Origin of the sequence: Pontibacter aquaedesilientis, from assembly GCF_014773225.1 — a bacterium.
Lineage (GTDB): Bacteria > Bacteroidota > Bacteroidia > Cytophagales > Hymenobacteraceae > Pontibacter > Pontibacter aquaedesilientis.
Genome location: NZ_JACXAJ010000007.1, coordinates 133,655 through 147,328 on the forward strand (window position 1 = coordinate 133,655; position 13,674 = coordinate 147,328).

Annotated in this window: 10 protein-coding genes; 7 read left to right on the plus strand and 3 right to left on the minus strand. The window is 52.3% G+C overall.

All coding sequences use genetic code 11. The features are described from left to right. The first annotated feature begins 10 nt into the window (after nucleotides 1-10). Entirely contained in the window at nucleotides 11-964 is a 954-nt protein-coding gene (hemC, locus tag H9Q13_RS14130) for a hydroxymethylbilane synthase (RefSeq protein WP_191184448.1), read from the plus strand. 79 nt (nucleotides 965-1,043) lie between these two features. On the opposite strand, the gene H9Q13_RS14135 is transcribed toward hemC, so the two are convergent. Next, complete coding sequence (locus H9Q13_RS14135; RefSeq protein ID WP_191184449.1) at nucleotides 1,044-2,594, minus strand: alanine/glycine:cation symporter family protein; 1,551 nt, start codon at nucleotides 2,592-2,594, stop codon at nucleotides 1,044-1,046. A 295-nt stretch (nucleotides 2,595-2,889) separates the two neighbouring features. Here H9Q13_RS14135 and H9Q13_RS14140 point away from each other — a divergent pair, with 295 nt between their 5' ends. From H9Q13_RS14140 to H9Q13_RS14160, 5 genes are all read left to right on the plus strand, one after another. After that, a complete protein-coding gene (locus H9Q13_RS14140; protein WP_191184450.1) occupies nucleotides 2,890-3,513 on the plus strand; it encodes a peptidylprolyl isomerase in 624 nt (207 codons plus the stop codon). 12 nt (nucleotides 3,514-3,525) lie between these two features. Then, nucleotides 3,526-4,437: an SDR family oxidoreductase gene (locus tag H9Q13_RS14145; protein ID WP_191184451.1), complete on the plus strand. Its 912-nt coding sequence runs from the start codon at nucleotides 3,526-3,528 to the stop codon at nucleotides 4,435-4,437. Between the two features lie 185 nt (nucleotides 4,438-4,622). Then, entirely contained in the window at nucleotides 4,623-6,278 is a 1,656-nt protein-coding gene (locus H9Q13_RS14150; RefSeq protein WP_191184452.1) for a sodium-dependent transporter, read from the plus strand. A 6-nt stretch (nucleotides 6,279-6,284) separates the two neighbouring features. Beyond that, complete coding sequence (locus H9Q13_RS14155) at nucleotides 6,285-6,446, plus strand: hypothetical protein (protein ID WP_191184453.1); 162 nt, start codon at nucleotides 6,285-6,287, stop codon at nucleotides 6,444-6,446. A gap of 7 nt (nucleotides 6,447-6,453) precedes the next feature. Continuing rightward, nucleotides 6,454-7,407, plus strand: a complete 954-nt coding sequence (locus H9Q13_RS14160; protein WP_191184454.1) for a ComEA family DNA-binding protein — start codon at nucleotides 6,454-6,456, stop codon at nucleotides 7,405-7,407. 19 nt (nucleotides 7,408-7,426) lie between these two features. Here H9Q13_RS14160 and H9Q13_RS14165 read toward each other — a convergent pair whose 3' ends face one another. Both H9Q13_RS14165 and H9Q13_RS14170 read right to left on the minus strand, forming a co-directional pair. Then, entirely contained in the window at nucleotides 7,427-8,518 is a 1,092-nt protein-coding gene (locus H9Q13_RS14165; RefSeq protein WP_191184455.1) for an alpha/beta hydrolase family protein, read from the minus strand. A 176-nt stretch (nucleotides 8,519-8,694) separates the two neighbouring features. Beyond that, entirely contained in the window at nucleotides 8,695-9,426 is a 732-nt protein-coding gene (locus H9Q13_RS14170) for a hypothetical protein (protein WP_191184456.1), read from the minus strand. Nucleotides 9,427-9,683: 257 nt separating this feature from the next. On the opposite strand from H9Q13_RS14170, the gene H9Q13_RS14175 reads away from it, so the two are divergent. Next, a complete protein-coding gene (locus H9Q13_RS14175; RefSeq protein ID WP_191184457.1) occupies nucleotides 9,684-13,637 on the plus strand; it encodes an AAA domain-containing protein in 3,954 nt (1,317 codons plus the stop codon). Nucleotides 13,638-13,674 lie beyond the last annotated feature (37 nt).

Here is a 13,674-nt window from a genome sequence, read left to right on the forward strand (position 1 = left end):
AAACAGTATCATGGAAAATATTGCAGCAGTAAAAACGATCAACATAGGTACACGCGGGAGCAAGCTGGCCTTGTGGCAGGCGCACGCCGTGGCCGACAAACTGCAGGCGGCCGGCCTCGACACCGAAATTGTGATCATCAGCACAAAAGGCGATCAGATTCTTGACCGCTCCTTAGATAAGATTGGTTCGAAGGGTGTGTTTACCGAAGAACTGGAAGTAGGCCTTCGCGACGGCAGCATCGACATTGCGGTGCATAGCGCCAAAGACGTACAGTCGTCTATACCTGCCGATCTGGAACTGGTGGCTTTTATGGAGCGCGAAAAGGTGAATGATGTGATTCTGTCGTTTAACCCCGATTTTAAACTGGAGCGAGACAGCCAGGTGGTAATTGGCACGTCGTCGACTCGCCGCAAGGCCCTGCTCAAGAAATATTACCCGAACGTAATCACCGCCGAATCGCGCGGCAACCTGCAAACCCGACTGCAGAAGCTGAAAGACGGGCAATTCGACGCGTTGATGCTGGCCTACGCCGGTGTGTTCCGGATGGGCTACGATGATCTGATCGTACATACCTTCCCGGAGGATGAGTTTATACCTGCCGCTGGCCAGGGCAGTGTGGCCGTAGAGTGCGCCCGTGACCTGGATCCTGATTTGAAGCAACAGCTAAAAGCCGCACTCGACCACGCCGACACCCATGTATGCCTGATGGCAGAGCGGGCTTTCCTGCGCACGATGGAGGGTGGTTGCAGTATACCTTCGTTTGCATTGGCTACCCTGACAGCTGATGGGAAAGTAAGCATACAGGGCGGATTAGTTAGCCTGGATGGGCAGCAGCACTTGTATGATAAATTCGAGGGCACTCAGGCAGCGGCAGAAGAGCTTGGTGTGAAACTGGCCGAAACCATCCTGGGGCGTGGCGGTGATAAAATCCTGAAAGAAATCAGATCGGAAAGAGGAGAATAACTACTAGAGTACATAAAAGAACGGGCTGCCTGCATGACGCAAGCAGCCCGTTCTTTTTTGGTAAAGCCTATACCTATACCTATACCTGCGCAGCCTCTACCGCTTTTTTGGTTAGCGGCTGTTTTTTAGTTGATCGGGCATAGGCCAGGAAAGCCTGCATGTCGCTCTTCACAACAGGGGCCAGAATAAACAATCCTACCAAGTTTGGAATGCTCATTGCAAAAAGCATGGCGTCGGAGAAGGCAACCACACTGTTCAGTTGAATCGGGGCACCCAGCACCACAAAGCCGCAGAACAGCACTTTGAAAGAGATGTCGGCTGCTTTGGTGTGGCCAAACAGGTAGGTCCAGGATTTGAGGCCGTAGTAGGACCAGGTGATCATGGTGGAGAAGGCGAAAAGAATAACGGCCGCCGCCAGTATCATTGGAAACCAGTCGATCACGGTGGCGAAAGCAGAGGACGTAAGCGCAATGCCATCACCTGTGTCCTGGGTATAAGCACCTGTCACCACAATCACCAGGGCCGTCATCGTGCAGACGATCACTGTGTCGATAAATGGTTCCAGTGAGGCCACGAAGCCTTCGGTAACGGGCACATTCGTTTTCACGGCGGAGTGCGCAATGGAGGCCGAGCCTATACCCGCCTCGTTCGAGAAAATACCGCGACGCAGGCCCTGTATCATCACCCCCACGACACCGCCGCCAATGGCCGTGGCATTAAAGGCACCATCAAAAATAGCAACAAAAGCCGCCGGAATCTGAGTGAAATTAGCCGCCAGCACCACGATAGCCGCCAGAATGTAAACACCGCACATCAAAGGGACTACCTTCTCGGTTACGCTAGCGATGCTCTTCATGCCGCCGATAATGACCAGGCCGACCAGCACTGCCATGATCAGGCCAAACATCCAGGCATTGCCGCCACCGAAGAAAGAGGCTTCTGCGCCGCCTGTCACGGTAATGAACTGCTGCGTTGCCTGGTTGATCTGGAACATGTTGCCAGCTCCCAGCGCACCGCCGATACACATCACGGCAAAGAATGCCGCCAGAAATTTTCCGAGTCCTTCCATGCCGCGTTCCTGCAAGCCCTTTTTCAGGTAATGCATGGGGCCGCCCGAAACAGTGCCGTCGGTATGCACATCGCGGTACTTCACGCCCAGCGTACACGACGCGAATTTGGTTGACATACCGAAGAGCCCGGCCATGATCATCCAGAACGTGGCACCCGGCCCGCCCAGCGAAATAGCGATAGCCACCCCCGCAATATTGCCCAGACCCACTGTGCCCGACACGGCTGCCGTCAGCGCCTGAAAGTGCGATACCTCACCTGGAGCCCCGGGCTGGTTGTACTTGCCCCGCACAATGTCTATGGCATGCTTGAAGCCCCGAATATTGATAAAGCCTAGGTATACGGTAAAGAACAGCGCTCCTGCCAGCAACCAGACCAGAATAAGCGGAATGCCCGTGCCCGCTACCTCTACTTCATAAAAGATGATATCGGAGATAAACTGCGCGGTAGGGGCTACGGCTGCTTCAATTTTTTCGTCGATGGTAGTAGTTGGTGTGGCCTGTGCCTGCGCACTGCCGGAAGCAGCGAGGCCAAGACAGGTAAAAAGTAGGATTCTTTTCATTAAATAAGGATGGGTGAGTTTAGTCAGCATGCATTAATATAACTTTACTTAACGGAAATAGGAAATAAGCTGCCAAATTGCTTCTGCAGGTGCAGCATAAAGTTAAAAAAGTGCAAGCATTAGACAGACTTGTTGGGCTTTGGCCTTATAAAAGTCAATACCCAATGGCTATACCTTAGAATTGAAGTTTTTGAATAAGCTTGCAGAAAATGAAGGCAAAACATGAAAAGGAGCCAAAAAGGCTTAAATTTGAAATTCAGACCTGATTTTTATACCTTATATTTAAACCTGAAACATGGATCCGCTAAGAAAGACAACACTTCTCCTATTCCTGCTGGCGCTATGGCCGCTCACTTCATTTGCCCAGAAAGCTCCAAAAGGGAAAGACCAACTGGTAACCATTTCTACCCCAATGGGAGACATGAAGCTGATTCTGTTCGACAACACGCCCAGGCACAAAGAAAACTTCCTGAAACTAGCCCGGGAGGGAGCCTACAATGGCACTACGTTTCACCGCGTAGTCGACGGGTTTATGATCCAGGGAGGCGATTTGAAAACAAAGGAGGGTAACCCGGCAGGTATAGACTACAGCGTGCCGGCAGAGATACTGCCCAAGTATAAGCACAAGCGCGGGGCGGTAGCCGGTGCCAGACTGGGCGACCACGTGAACCCTCAGCGTGCCTCCAGTGGCTCCCAGTTTTATATCGTAGAAAACCACCACGGTACTCCGCAACTCGACGAAGCCTACTCGGTGTTTGGGCAGGTGGTAGACGGGCTGGACGTGATCGACAAAATTGCTGAGCAGCCCAAGGACGGCCGCGACCGTCCACTTTCTGATATCCGCATGACAGTGAAAGTAGAGGAAGTGAAAAAGAAGAAAATCGCTAAGAAATACGGCTACGATTACAGCCAGCACTAATTCACCCTATTGATGAAGAGAATACTGATTACAGGCTCCAACGGCCTGTTAGGCCAAAAATTGGCGTCATTGCTATTGCCCCGTACCGATGTGACGCTGCTCGCAACCAGCCGTGGCGACAACAAACTGGCTGAGGTTTTCCCTACTTTGCCTTTCGCGTCCATGGATGTGACCAACCGGGAGGAGGTAGAAAAAGTAGTGGCTGACTTCCAGCCAACACACCTTATCCATACCGCCGCCATGACCAACGTGGACCAGTGCGAAACCGACCAGGCCGGAGCCTTGAGACTTAACCGCGACGCTGTGGCTTATGTGGTAGAGGCCTGCGAAAAACATAACGTGCACCTCATCCACCTTTCCACTGACTTTATTTTCGACGGCGAGAACGGACCTTACGACGAAGAGGCGGAAGCCAACCCGATCAGCTTCTATGGCGAGACCAAACTGATGGCCGAGGAGATAGTGAAGGCTGCCACTTGCAAATGGGCCATTTTGCGCACGGTGCTCGTGTACGGTGTGGTCAACGACTATGGCCGTACCAACATTGTACTGTGGGTGCGCGACAGCCTGCAGGCCGGCAAAGTCATTAAGGTGGTCAATGACCAGTTCCGGACGCCAACCCTGGCCGAGGACCTGGCGATGGGCTGCTGGCTAGCCGTTGAGCACGATGCCGAAGGAATTTATAACATCTCCGGAAAAGAAATGTACACGCCTTACGATATGGCCCTGATCGTGGCCGATTACTTCCAGCTGGACAAGTCGCTGATAGACAAGGCTGATGCCAGTACCTTTTCGCAAACTGCCAAACGCCCGCCCCGCACCGGTTTTATCATCACCAAAGCCGAAAAAGAACTAGGTTACAAACCGCACACTTTCCTGGAAGGTATAGCCATTGTTGCCAGCCAGGCTGATTTTCAGGTATAGCGAGTATTAAAAATATCGAATTTAATATGGTGCAATCAGAAGCATTGTTTAAATTGTAAGCTTTAAATCCTGATTTTGCGAACTTTAACCTTGGTGCGCGATCAGTATTTGCCTTTAATAAGTGAATACACGACCATTAATTACCTAACCAACTAATCTAAACCAACCAACTTTTACCCCTTTTTATGAGTGCTAACAAAGAATCATGGGGCTCCCGGGTGGGTCTCATTCTGGCCATGGCCGGCAACGCAGTAGGGCTTGGAAACTTCCTGCGTTTTCCGGTGCAGGCTGTGCAAAATGGCGGCGGCGCATTTATTATTCCCTACCTGGTATGCTTTCTGGTGATGGGTATCCCGCTTCTCTGGATTGAATGGTCTATGGGGCGTTTCGGTGGCAAGTTCGGTCACCACTCCACCCCCTTCATCGTGGACACCATGCACCGCAACCGTCTCTGGAAATACATCGGCGTATTCGGTATCTGGACTAACATCGCGGTAGCCTCTTACTATTGCTACCTGGAGTCCTGGACGCTCTCTTACGTTTTCCACTCCATCGGGGGCACTTTTGCCGGACTTGACCAGAACGGCGTTTCAGCCTTCTTCAACGAGTATGTGAGCCTGGGCGAATCTACCTTCGGCATACCGTACGAGCCAATCGTTTTCTTCGTGATCTGCTTGCTGCTCAACACCTGGATTCTTTCTCAGGGACTGGCTAAGGGCGTGGAGCGTGTAGCCAAAATCGGTATGCCTTTGCTGATTTTGTTCGGTATATTCCTGGCTTACAAGGGTTTCACCATTACAGCAGGCGAAAACGGTGCTATCAACGACAGTTCTGTTGGCCTTAACTTCCTTTGGACTCCGAATTTTGACGAACTGTGGTCACCAAGTGTATGGTTGGCTGCTGCCGGTCAGATCTTCTTTACCCTGTCGGTAGGTATGGGCACAATCCACTGCTACGCTTCTTATGTGCGCTCCAAAGACGATATTGCTCTTAATGCGATGTCTGCCGGTTGGATGAACGAATTCGTAGAAGTGGTGCTGGGCGCTGCGATCCTGATCCCGATCTCGATCGGTTACCTGGGCGTGGACGGTGTGACAGAACTGGTGAACAGCCAGGGTGGTCTGGGGCTTGGCTTCCGTACGTTGCCATACCTGTTCTACCAGTGGGGCGATGTGCTGGGTGCTGTAGCCGGTGTGATGTGGTTCGGCCTCCTGTTCTTTGCCGGTATCACTTCCTCGCTTGCCATGGGTACGCCTTGGATTGGCTTCCTGCAGGACGAGTTTAACTGGAGACGCAAGCCTGCCGCCTGGTCTTTCGGCCTGATCGTATTATTGCTTGGTATGCCAACGGTGCTGTTCTTTAAGTATGGCGTGTTCGATGAGTACGACTACTGGGCAGGTACTGTGTCGCTGGTAGTTTTCGCTTTGTTTGAATCTATTCTGTTTGCGTGGGTGTTTGGTATGAACAAGGGTTGGAGAGAAATCACTTCCGGTGCCGATATCAAAGTGCCTAACTTCTATAAGTTCATCATCAAGTTTATCACACCACTGCTGTTGCTTTGGGTATTTATCGGTTCACTCATCACGCCGAAGGGCGGCGACTGGACCGGTGCCCTTTCCAACGGATGGGAACTGGACGATAGCTCGATCATCAACAAAATCAAGAACAGTAGCCTGAAGCGCCAACTCGCCGAGGCAACCGATCCGGAGGTGATTCAGCAGTTACAGGACACGTTGTTCTTTGTGAATGCTTCGCGCACCCTGTTGGTGGCCGTGTTCCTGAGCATTGCGCTGCTGGTTTACATCGCGTACAAAAAAAGAGTTAGAGAAGGAAGAATTTAGGAAACTATGAATACATCTGCACTTGTTGTCATGCTCAGTACCATTATTCTGGTAACTGGCTTAATGTCTTACTTTTTCTACCGGGTGTTGAATGCACCCCCTAAACCGGAGCCGGACTCTTACCTCGACAACGACGACGAGATAGAGCGACAGGCCCCACGGGCATAACACTGAAATGAGAAAAATAAAGTACTGGATTCGACGCAACTTTGGCTTTTCGCAGCGTGAAGTAAACGGCTTTTTAGTACTGATAGGTATAATGGTGCTGCTTACGGCAGCACCATTGCTATTTAAGTGGTTTGCCAAACCAGAGATTGGAACAGTAGGCAGTGCCTCCGACAGGCAACTGCTCGATAGCCTGGTCGCACAACTCGAAGCGAAGCAACCCGAGAAGCCAGGCAGGAAACAGGTATACCAAATGCCCGTGGCGCTGCAGCCCTTCAACCCGAACCACCTCAGCGAGGCGCAATGGCAGGAGCTTGGCCTGCCCCAATTTATGGCACGGCGCATTCTCAATTACCGCAACAAAGTAGGCGACTTCACTTACAAAGCCGAGTTGGGCAAAATTTACGGCCTGCCCGATTCTGTTTTTCAGCAGCTATACCCGCACATCCAACTGCCCGAAACCAGGCCCAGTAGGTATAGCCGCAACCAAGATATAGCCGTTAACCGGACAGCACCAAACCCGAACTGGACAAGCAACCCACGCCCACGCGAGCGATTTATATTAGCGCCTTTCAATATTAACACCGCCGATACCACAGCACTCAAGCAAATCAGAGGGATAGGCAGCAAGCTTTCGGCCAGGATTGTAAAGTACCGCGACGGTTTGGGAGGTTTTCACAGCATGGCGCAGGTGCAGGAAGTGTATGGCTTGCCAACCGCCACGGTGGACAGCCTGCAGAAGTATACCTTCGTGCCGAAGTCCGTCACGATAAAGCAACTCTCGCTTAACCAGGCCAACGCCGATGAACTCAAGGCACACCCCTACATCAGTTCCAATGTGGCGCGGGCGATTGTGGCCTACCGCGAACAGCATGGTGCTTTCCGGCAGGTATCAGAGATCCGACAGATCAAGATCGTAACGGCGGAGTTGTTTGAGAAGATCAGCCCGTACCTGACTATATAAAGAAAGAGCTAGAGGTCAATTACTGACCCGCCGTAGGAACTTCGGCTGTCTCAGGCATCTTCTTCTGCTGCTCGTTCAGCCAAAGCAGGCCCGGGTTGTAGGCCATATCGTGCACGCCCACAAACAGCACCAGCCTCACATTGGCGGACTCCCGCATAAACACAATTTGGGGGTCTTTGGTACCGAAATACTTATCGCGGTTGGTGGCGCCTCTGATCCCCTCGGGCAATTCCTGTTTTTCCAGGATGTAATCTATTTGCTTCTGCGAAATGGTGTCTTCCGGGTTGGCGAGTATGTTGAATGCCCTGATGGAATGATCCGGGGGTACCAGCACATCCACCGTGCCATGGGCCAGGAAGATCGGGACGTCTTTTGCGTTGTGAATGTAGGTGCTCGGGCTGCGTCGTTTGCATTCCTCAGCAGCGGGCGTGCCAGGCAGCGGTTCTCCGCCACAGGCTGCTGCCACGTGCCGGTTATAGTCGCGGTGGGGGTAATTCTGACTGAAAGCATACCAGTCTACCAAATCGAATACGGGTACCCAGGCCACTACACCCGCCCAGATTTCGGGATGTTTGCCTGCTGCCACCAGTGCGGTCATTGCGCCGCCAGAAGAGCCCAAAATGTAAATGCGGGACTCATCGATCTCGGCATTTGCCTTGGCATAGTTCACGGCATCTACGATATCCTGTATGGCAAGGTCGGAGGCCATGGCATCTGGGTTATCGAACTTTCCCCGGTAATTCGGGTGGATAAAGGCCCAATCATACTCCTTTGACCAGAGCGCGAACGGGATGCTTACCTGCTGCAGGTACTCGCTGCTCCAACTGTGCAGCATCACCAGTAGTGGCCGTTTTCCAACGGTTTCTGAGCTGTAAAAAAGGGCAGGCTGCTCATTGCCATCGATCGTGGACTTTATTTTGACCTTCTGAATTTCAGGGATCTGCTCTTGCCATTTTTCCAAGCTTTCATCAGCAAACTTGGCGGGGTACTTTTTGGAAGTCGTGTATTCGTCCATGCGGTCGACCGGCTTTTCCTGGCGGTCTTTGCGGCAGGAACTGAAAGCGACAATAGCGCACAGCAAGTAAAGCGCAATAATGAGGTGCTTCTTCATAGGGTAATAATATTGCGAAAATTTGCAAGCTATAGCAAGCGGGCCATATACAACTACCAGATACCGATAATTGTTCGACATAAAAACAGCTATAGGAAATGCTGCTATACCTTACGGATAGAGGCTTGCTATTGGTTAATCAAAAAAACTGCGATTGCAAAATAAAGCCATTTTAATTACGCATGTCTATGTACAGTCTCATTGTCAGGCATTAGGTATACTGCAAAGATAAAGCTAGCCAGAATAAACTCCTGTATTTCCCAAACCTCACCATTCCGAATCAGAAGTGCGGTTGAGAAGCAAAGCATATACAGTAAACTGTGCAAGGGGCTTGGCAGCGGCACACTGAACCTGTCTAAAAAAGAGCTGAACCACTTATTGCGCCGGTAGAACACCGGAAAAGCCAGAAAGTAGATGAAAATTCCTGTGTAAAGTATCTTGCCGAATATCAGCTTGTTCAGGTTTACGCCCGAGAGATGGATATTGTGCAGGTTAAACTCCTGCTGGGCATTTACTTTCCCGAGGTTATCAGGCGTTTCGAATCCGATGATCCGCTGCGCCCACGATATCTCTTCCCCAAAACCAAAAAACAGGAGAAAAGCCGACACGAGGAAAAACATTTTCGGGAGTCTGTTTTTTTGCTGCAAGGCCTTGTACAAGCACAATATTGAGGTGAAAAGCAGGAGAAACGCGGTTAAGTACTCAACATACCCGTCTTCTTGAGTGTACAGATGAAAGAGGTCCAGGCTCAGGTAAAAAAATCCAACTCCAAGTATGACATGGCTCACCGTGAAGGTATAGAGGAAAGCGGCCAGCCCTTCTGTGTTATCTGACTTTGCATACTTTAGATTAGAAGCGGAATGCGAGAAGTATAAGTGGAACGGAATAAGTCTTCTGATTAAATCCATGGGTAAGTGTATCGGTATTTTTAGGCGAAGTGTGCAGACCAGGGCATATAAGGTAATTTTCTGTCAGTAATTAGATTGCTTTGTTATTTATTTAACTGACTCACAATATTTTATGTTCCTTGTTTGATGCCAGCTCATCTAGCTGTATGCCTTAAATACAAATTGATTGGGGTTCCAAGTGCGCCCAATTCGTGCTAACTTGCCGTATAGCTACAGACTATTCCAAAACGATATCCGTTTTGGGAGCATTGCACTTTATGAAATCCATTCTCAAAAGCTACCGACACCGACTCGTCAACCTGAGCACTGGAAACAGAGCCCTGTTGCTGCTGCGCCTGTCGCGGGAACTGCACCTGGATGTAGAGAAGCTGGATTTCATCAATAATAAGCCTGCATTTTCGGTTTTGGAAAAACTCATTGCCGGAAAAAAAGCGGTGCTGGCTCCTTTCGCTGACAGTCGCTATGCACCGGTGACACCCATCAGTAAACAGTTGCGCTACATCAGGCGAAAGTCCGACCTGGTGTTTGAAGAACGCGGAACCCAAGAGCTATACCTGGGCTGGCCTTTCGTGCACGGGAAATTCTCGGACGGCACAACAGTGCGCTGCCCTTTGCTCTTCTTTCCGGTGAAGTTGCAGGTGAATGCCGCCCAGGAGTGGGAGCTCATGCCTGACGAAGCACAGCCGCCGCAGTTTAACCAGAGTTTTGTGCTGGCCTATGCCCACTATACGGGCACGCCGCTGGCCGAGCCCTTGCTGGAACTGGACCTGAGTACCCTGCCTGCACACCCCCTGGAGTTCCGCACGCAGGTATACGAATTGTTAAAAGAGCAGCAGCTGGTTGTGCATGCGGGGCGGGAGTTCTTCAGGGATAAACTCAAACCCTTCCGCGACTACAAAAAGGCCGATTACGAGGCAGACCTGAAACCCGGCCAGCTATACCTGGAGCAGGAGGCCGTGCTGGGCCTGTACCCGCAGGCCACCTCCTTCCTGATGGCCGACTACGACGAACTGCTGGAGCAGGACGAACTCCGGGAGATGGAAGATTTGTTTGCGGCAGCTGAGGCAGGTATAAGCCAGATGGCACAGGCGCAGCATACCTTCACGGCCTTTGCCATGGACGCATCGCAGGAAGCGGCGCTGCAGCAGGTAAAGCAGGGCAGGTCCATGGTGGTGCAGGGGCCTCCGGGCACCGGAAAATCGCAACTCATTTGTAACCTGGTGTCGGATTTCACGGCACGGGGGAAACGGGTGCTGGTTGTGAGCCAGAAAAGGGCTGCGCTCGACGTGGTGCACCAGCGCCTTTCCTCCAAAGGGCTTGGCGCTTTCGCCGCCCTGGTGCACGACATCAACGCCGACCGCAAAAGCATTTACCAGCAACTGCTCTTGCAGATAGAGCAACTCGACGCTTACAAAAAACAGAACCTGGCGCTCAACAGCATATATACCGACCGCACCTTTTTGGAGGTGAGCCGCGGCATCAACATGTGCCTGCAAAAACTGGAGAACTTTCGGTTTGCCCTGTTTGACAGCAGCCGCTGTGGCTGGACGCCTAAGGAGCTATACCTGCGCAGCAGCCTGCAACGGCCTTATGTGGCGCTACTGGCAACATTCAAGCATTTTACAGCCCAAACTGTAGCAGATTTTCTGCCCCGGCTGCGCACCTATTTGCAACAGGCCCTTGTGCTAGATCATGCTGACTTTGTATGGAAGGAGCGCCACTGCATGCAGGGCTTCGGGTGGCCGCAACGTCAGGAACAGGAAGAAGTCATCCGGGAATTTCGGGAACAGTACCAGCAACTGCAGCAAGGCATCAGTGACCTCAGCGGTTATGCCTTCACACTAGAGAACCAGGAGCGGTATAGCTATGCGCTGCCAACCTTGGAGGCACTGCAGACTTTGTTGGAGCAGGAGGGCGTGCAGGAGGTGCTGCAACCGCTGCTGCGCAAGCAGGCCAAAGCAGCCGAACTGAAACAGCAGGCCCGGCAGTTGAAGGAGCTATACCTGGTTTGCCCCACCCCCGACGCAGCTATACCTGTAGAGCAGCTGACTTTGGTGAGATCGGCCATCACCGCTTTTGAACAGCAGCGCGGCGACTACATCAAAGGGTTAGGCTGGTACTTTTCGCAGCACAAAAAAGTGCTGAAAGAGACTTTGGGCAAGTATAAACTGGAGCTCACGGAAGCGGGCGTAGGCGCACTGCAACGCCGACTGCAGCTCCGGGAACAGGCCATGGAGCTGATCAAAACCATCAACAAAAGCATCGGCCATACCTTACGCCTGGAGGATAACCCAACCCCCATGCTGCGGAAACTGGAGGCGGTAGAACAGGCGCTGCTTGCTCATAAGCTGCTCAAGCAACTGCATCGGGAGAAAGTGTTTCACGAGAAACTTCATCTGGAACCCAAGTTATCAGAACATCTTCAGGCTTTGTCGCAGGCCGTGCTCCTGTTCGATGGGCGGTATAGCCAGTGGGAAAAGTGGCTGCCAAAATCCCAGTTAGAGCAACTGATTATAAACGAGGCGCATGGGGCAAAACTGCTGGAAACACTCCGTCAGCAATTTGAGCCGATGGTAGCCCACGATACCCTGCAGGCCTCCTTCACCAAAGCTGAGTTGGAAGTGGCACGTCAGCTCTTGCAGGAAGGGATAGGCTCTGCCCAAGAAGGGGAGCAGCTTTTCCTGAACAGCCTGTACCTGGCCTGGCTGCAAGAACTGGAAGCACAAAGCCCGGAACTGCGCATGCCCGACAGCAGCGAAATGGACCGACTGGAAACCGAACTGCAGCAACTCCTTGGGCAAAAGCAGGAACTGAGTCAGGAGATTGTGTTGTCGCGACTACGGGAACAGACCTACCGATACATGGAGTTCAACCGCCTCGGCAATGCCGTGACTTACCGTCGGTTGCATGCGCAGGTCAGCAAAAAACGCAGTCTGTACCCAATCCGAAAGCTTTTTGCGCTTTTCCGGGAGGAGATTCTGAACCTGGCACCCTGCTGGCTGGCCTCTCCCGAAACAGTGTCGGCGGTGCTGCCGTTGGAGCGCTGTTTCGACCTGGTGATCTTCGATGAAGCTTCGCAATGTTTCGCCGAGTCAGGTATACCTGCCATGTTGCGCGGGAAACAGGTGGTGGTGGCCGGCGACGAGCAACAGCTCCGTCCATCGGACCTGTACCGTGCCCGTTGGAGCGGAACCGGCGACGAGGAAGTGGAAGAGCTCTCGGCGGAGTCGCTGTTGCAGCTTTGCAGCCTATACCTGCCTCAGGCCATGCTCACGCAGCACTACCGTAGCCGCTACCCGGAGCTGATCGATTTCTCCAACCGTTACTTCTACCGAAACCGACTGGAGCTTATACCGGAGTTGCACGCTGCCAATGCCCGGCAGCCAGCCATTCAGTTTATCAAAGTGCAGGGGCTGTGGCAGGACAATACCAACCTGCCCGAAGCAGAGAAAGTACTGGAGTTGCTGTTCCAAATGCTGCAGGCGGGTCAGGAGGAAGTGGGCGTGATTACCTTCAACTACAGTCAGCAAATGTTGGTGCAGGACCTGTTGGAGGAGCGTGCGCAGGAACTAGGTATAGCTGTGCCGCCCACCGTGCTGGTCAAGAACATCGAAAACATGCAGGGTGATGAGAAAGAGGTGATCATGCTGTCGGTGGGCTATGCTCCGGACGCTAAAGGCAAAATGGCCATGCAATTCGGTAGCCTGAACCAGGCAGGAGGGGAGAACCGTCTGAATGTAGCCATCACGCGGGCAAAGCAGCAGGTGATCGTTGTGAGCAGCATCCGGGCCGAGCAATTGCAAGTAGAAAACACCCTGCATCCGGGGCCAAAGCTTCTGCGGGAGTACCTGCACTATGCTCAGCAGGTAAGCCGCCGTTACTTCGAGTACAAACCCAGGCAGGAACTCATGCCATCGCAGGTGCCGCTGCTAAAAGAGCTTTTGATGCAGGAAGTGCCGCAGTTGCAAACCGAGCTTCCCTTTGCCGACCTCACCTTGGTGCAGGCCGGCGCATACAGAGGTGTGGTGCTCACGGACGATGACCTTTACTACAGCCAACTCTCCGTGCGCCACGCCCACGCTGATGTGCCACGGCTTCTGCAACAGCGCCAATGGCCATACAAGCGGGTATACAGCCGGCAATATTGGGCTGACCGGGAGAAAATAGTTAGAGAGTTGGTGAGTTTGGGAGTTAGAGAGTTAGAAAGTTAGAAAGTATCCTCTTGGGAATAGGTCGCGACTTGTCTGG

What these genes read in the sequence shown, in the direction of transcription:
- H9Q13_RS14155 (WP_191184453.1), top strand. Translation starts at nt 6,285, where the DNA reads ATGAATACATCTGCACTTGTTGTCATGCTCAGTACCATTATTCTGGTA.
- H9Q13_RS14160 (WP_191184454.1), top strand. Translation starts at nt 6,454, where the DNA reads ATGAGAAAAATAAAGTACTGGATTCGACGCAACTTTGGCTTTTCGCAG.
- H9Q13_RS14150 (WP_191184452.1), top strand. Translation starts at nt 4,623, where the DNA reads ATGAGTGCTAACAAAGAATCATGGGGCTCCCGGGTGGGTCTCATTCTG.
- H9Q13_RS14145 (WP_191184451.1), top strand. Translation starts at nt 3,526, where the DNA reads ATGAAGAGAATACTGATTACAGGCTCCAACGGCCTGTTAGGCCAAAAA.
- hemC (WP_191184448.1), top strand. Translation starts at nt 11, where the DNA reads ATGGAAAATATTGCAGCAGTAAAAACGATCAACATAGGTACACGCGGG.
- H9Q13_RS14135 (WP_191184449.1), bottom strand. Translation starts at nt 2,594, where the DNA reads ATGAAAAGAATCCTACTTTTTACCTGTCTTGGCCTCGCTGCTTCCGGC.
- H9Q13_RS14140 (WP_191184450.1), top strand. Translation starts at nt 2,890, where the DNA reads ATGGATCCGCTAAGAAAGACAACACTTCTCCTATTCCTGCTGGCGCTA.
- H9Q13_RS14170 (WP_191184456.1), bottom strand. Translation starts at nt 9,426, where the DNA reads ATGGATTTAATCAGAAGACTTATTCCGTTCCACTTATACTTCTCGCAT.
- H9Q13_RS14165 (WP_191184455.1), bottom strand. Translation starts at nt 8,518, where the DNA reads ATGAAGAAGCACCTCATTATTGCGCTTTACTTGCTGTGCGCTATTGTC.
- H9Q13_RS14175 (WP_191184457.1), top strand. Translation starts at nt 9,684, where the DNA reads ATGAAATCCATTCTCAAAAGCTACCGACACCGACTCGTCAACCTGAGC.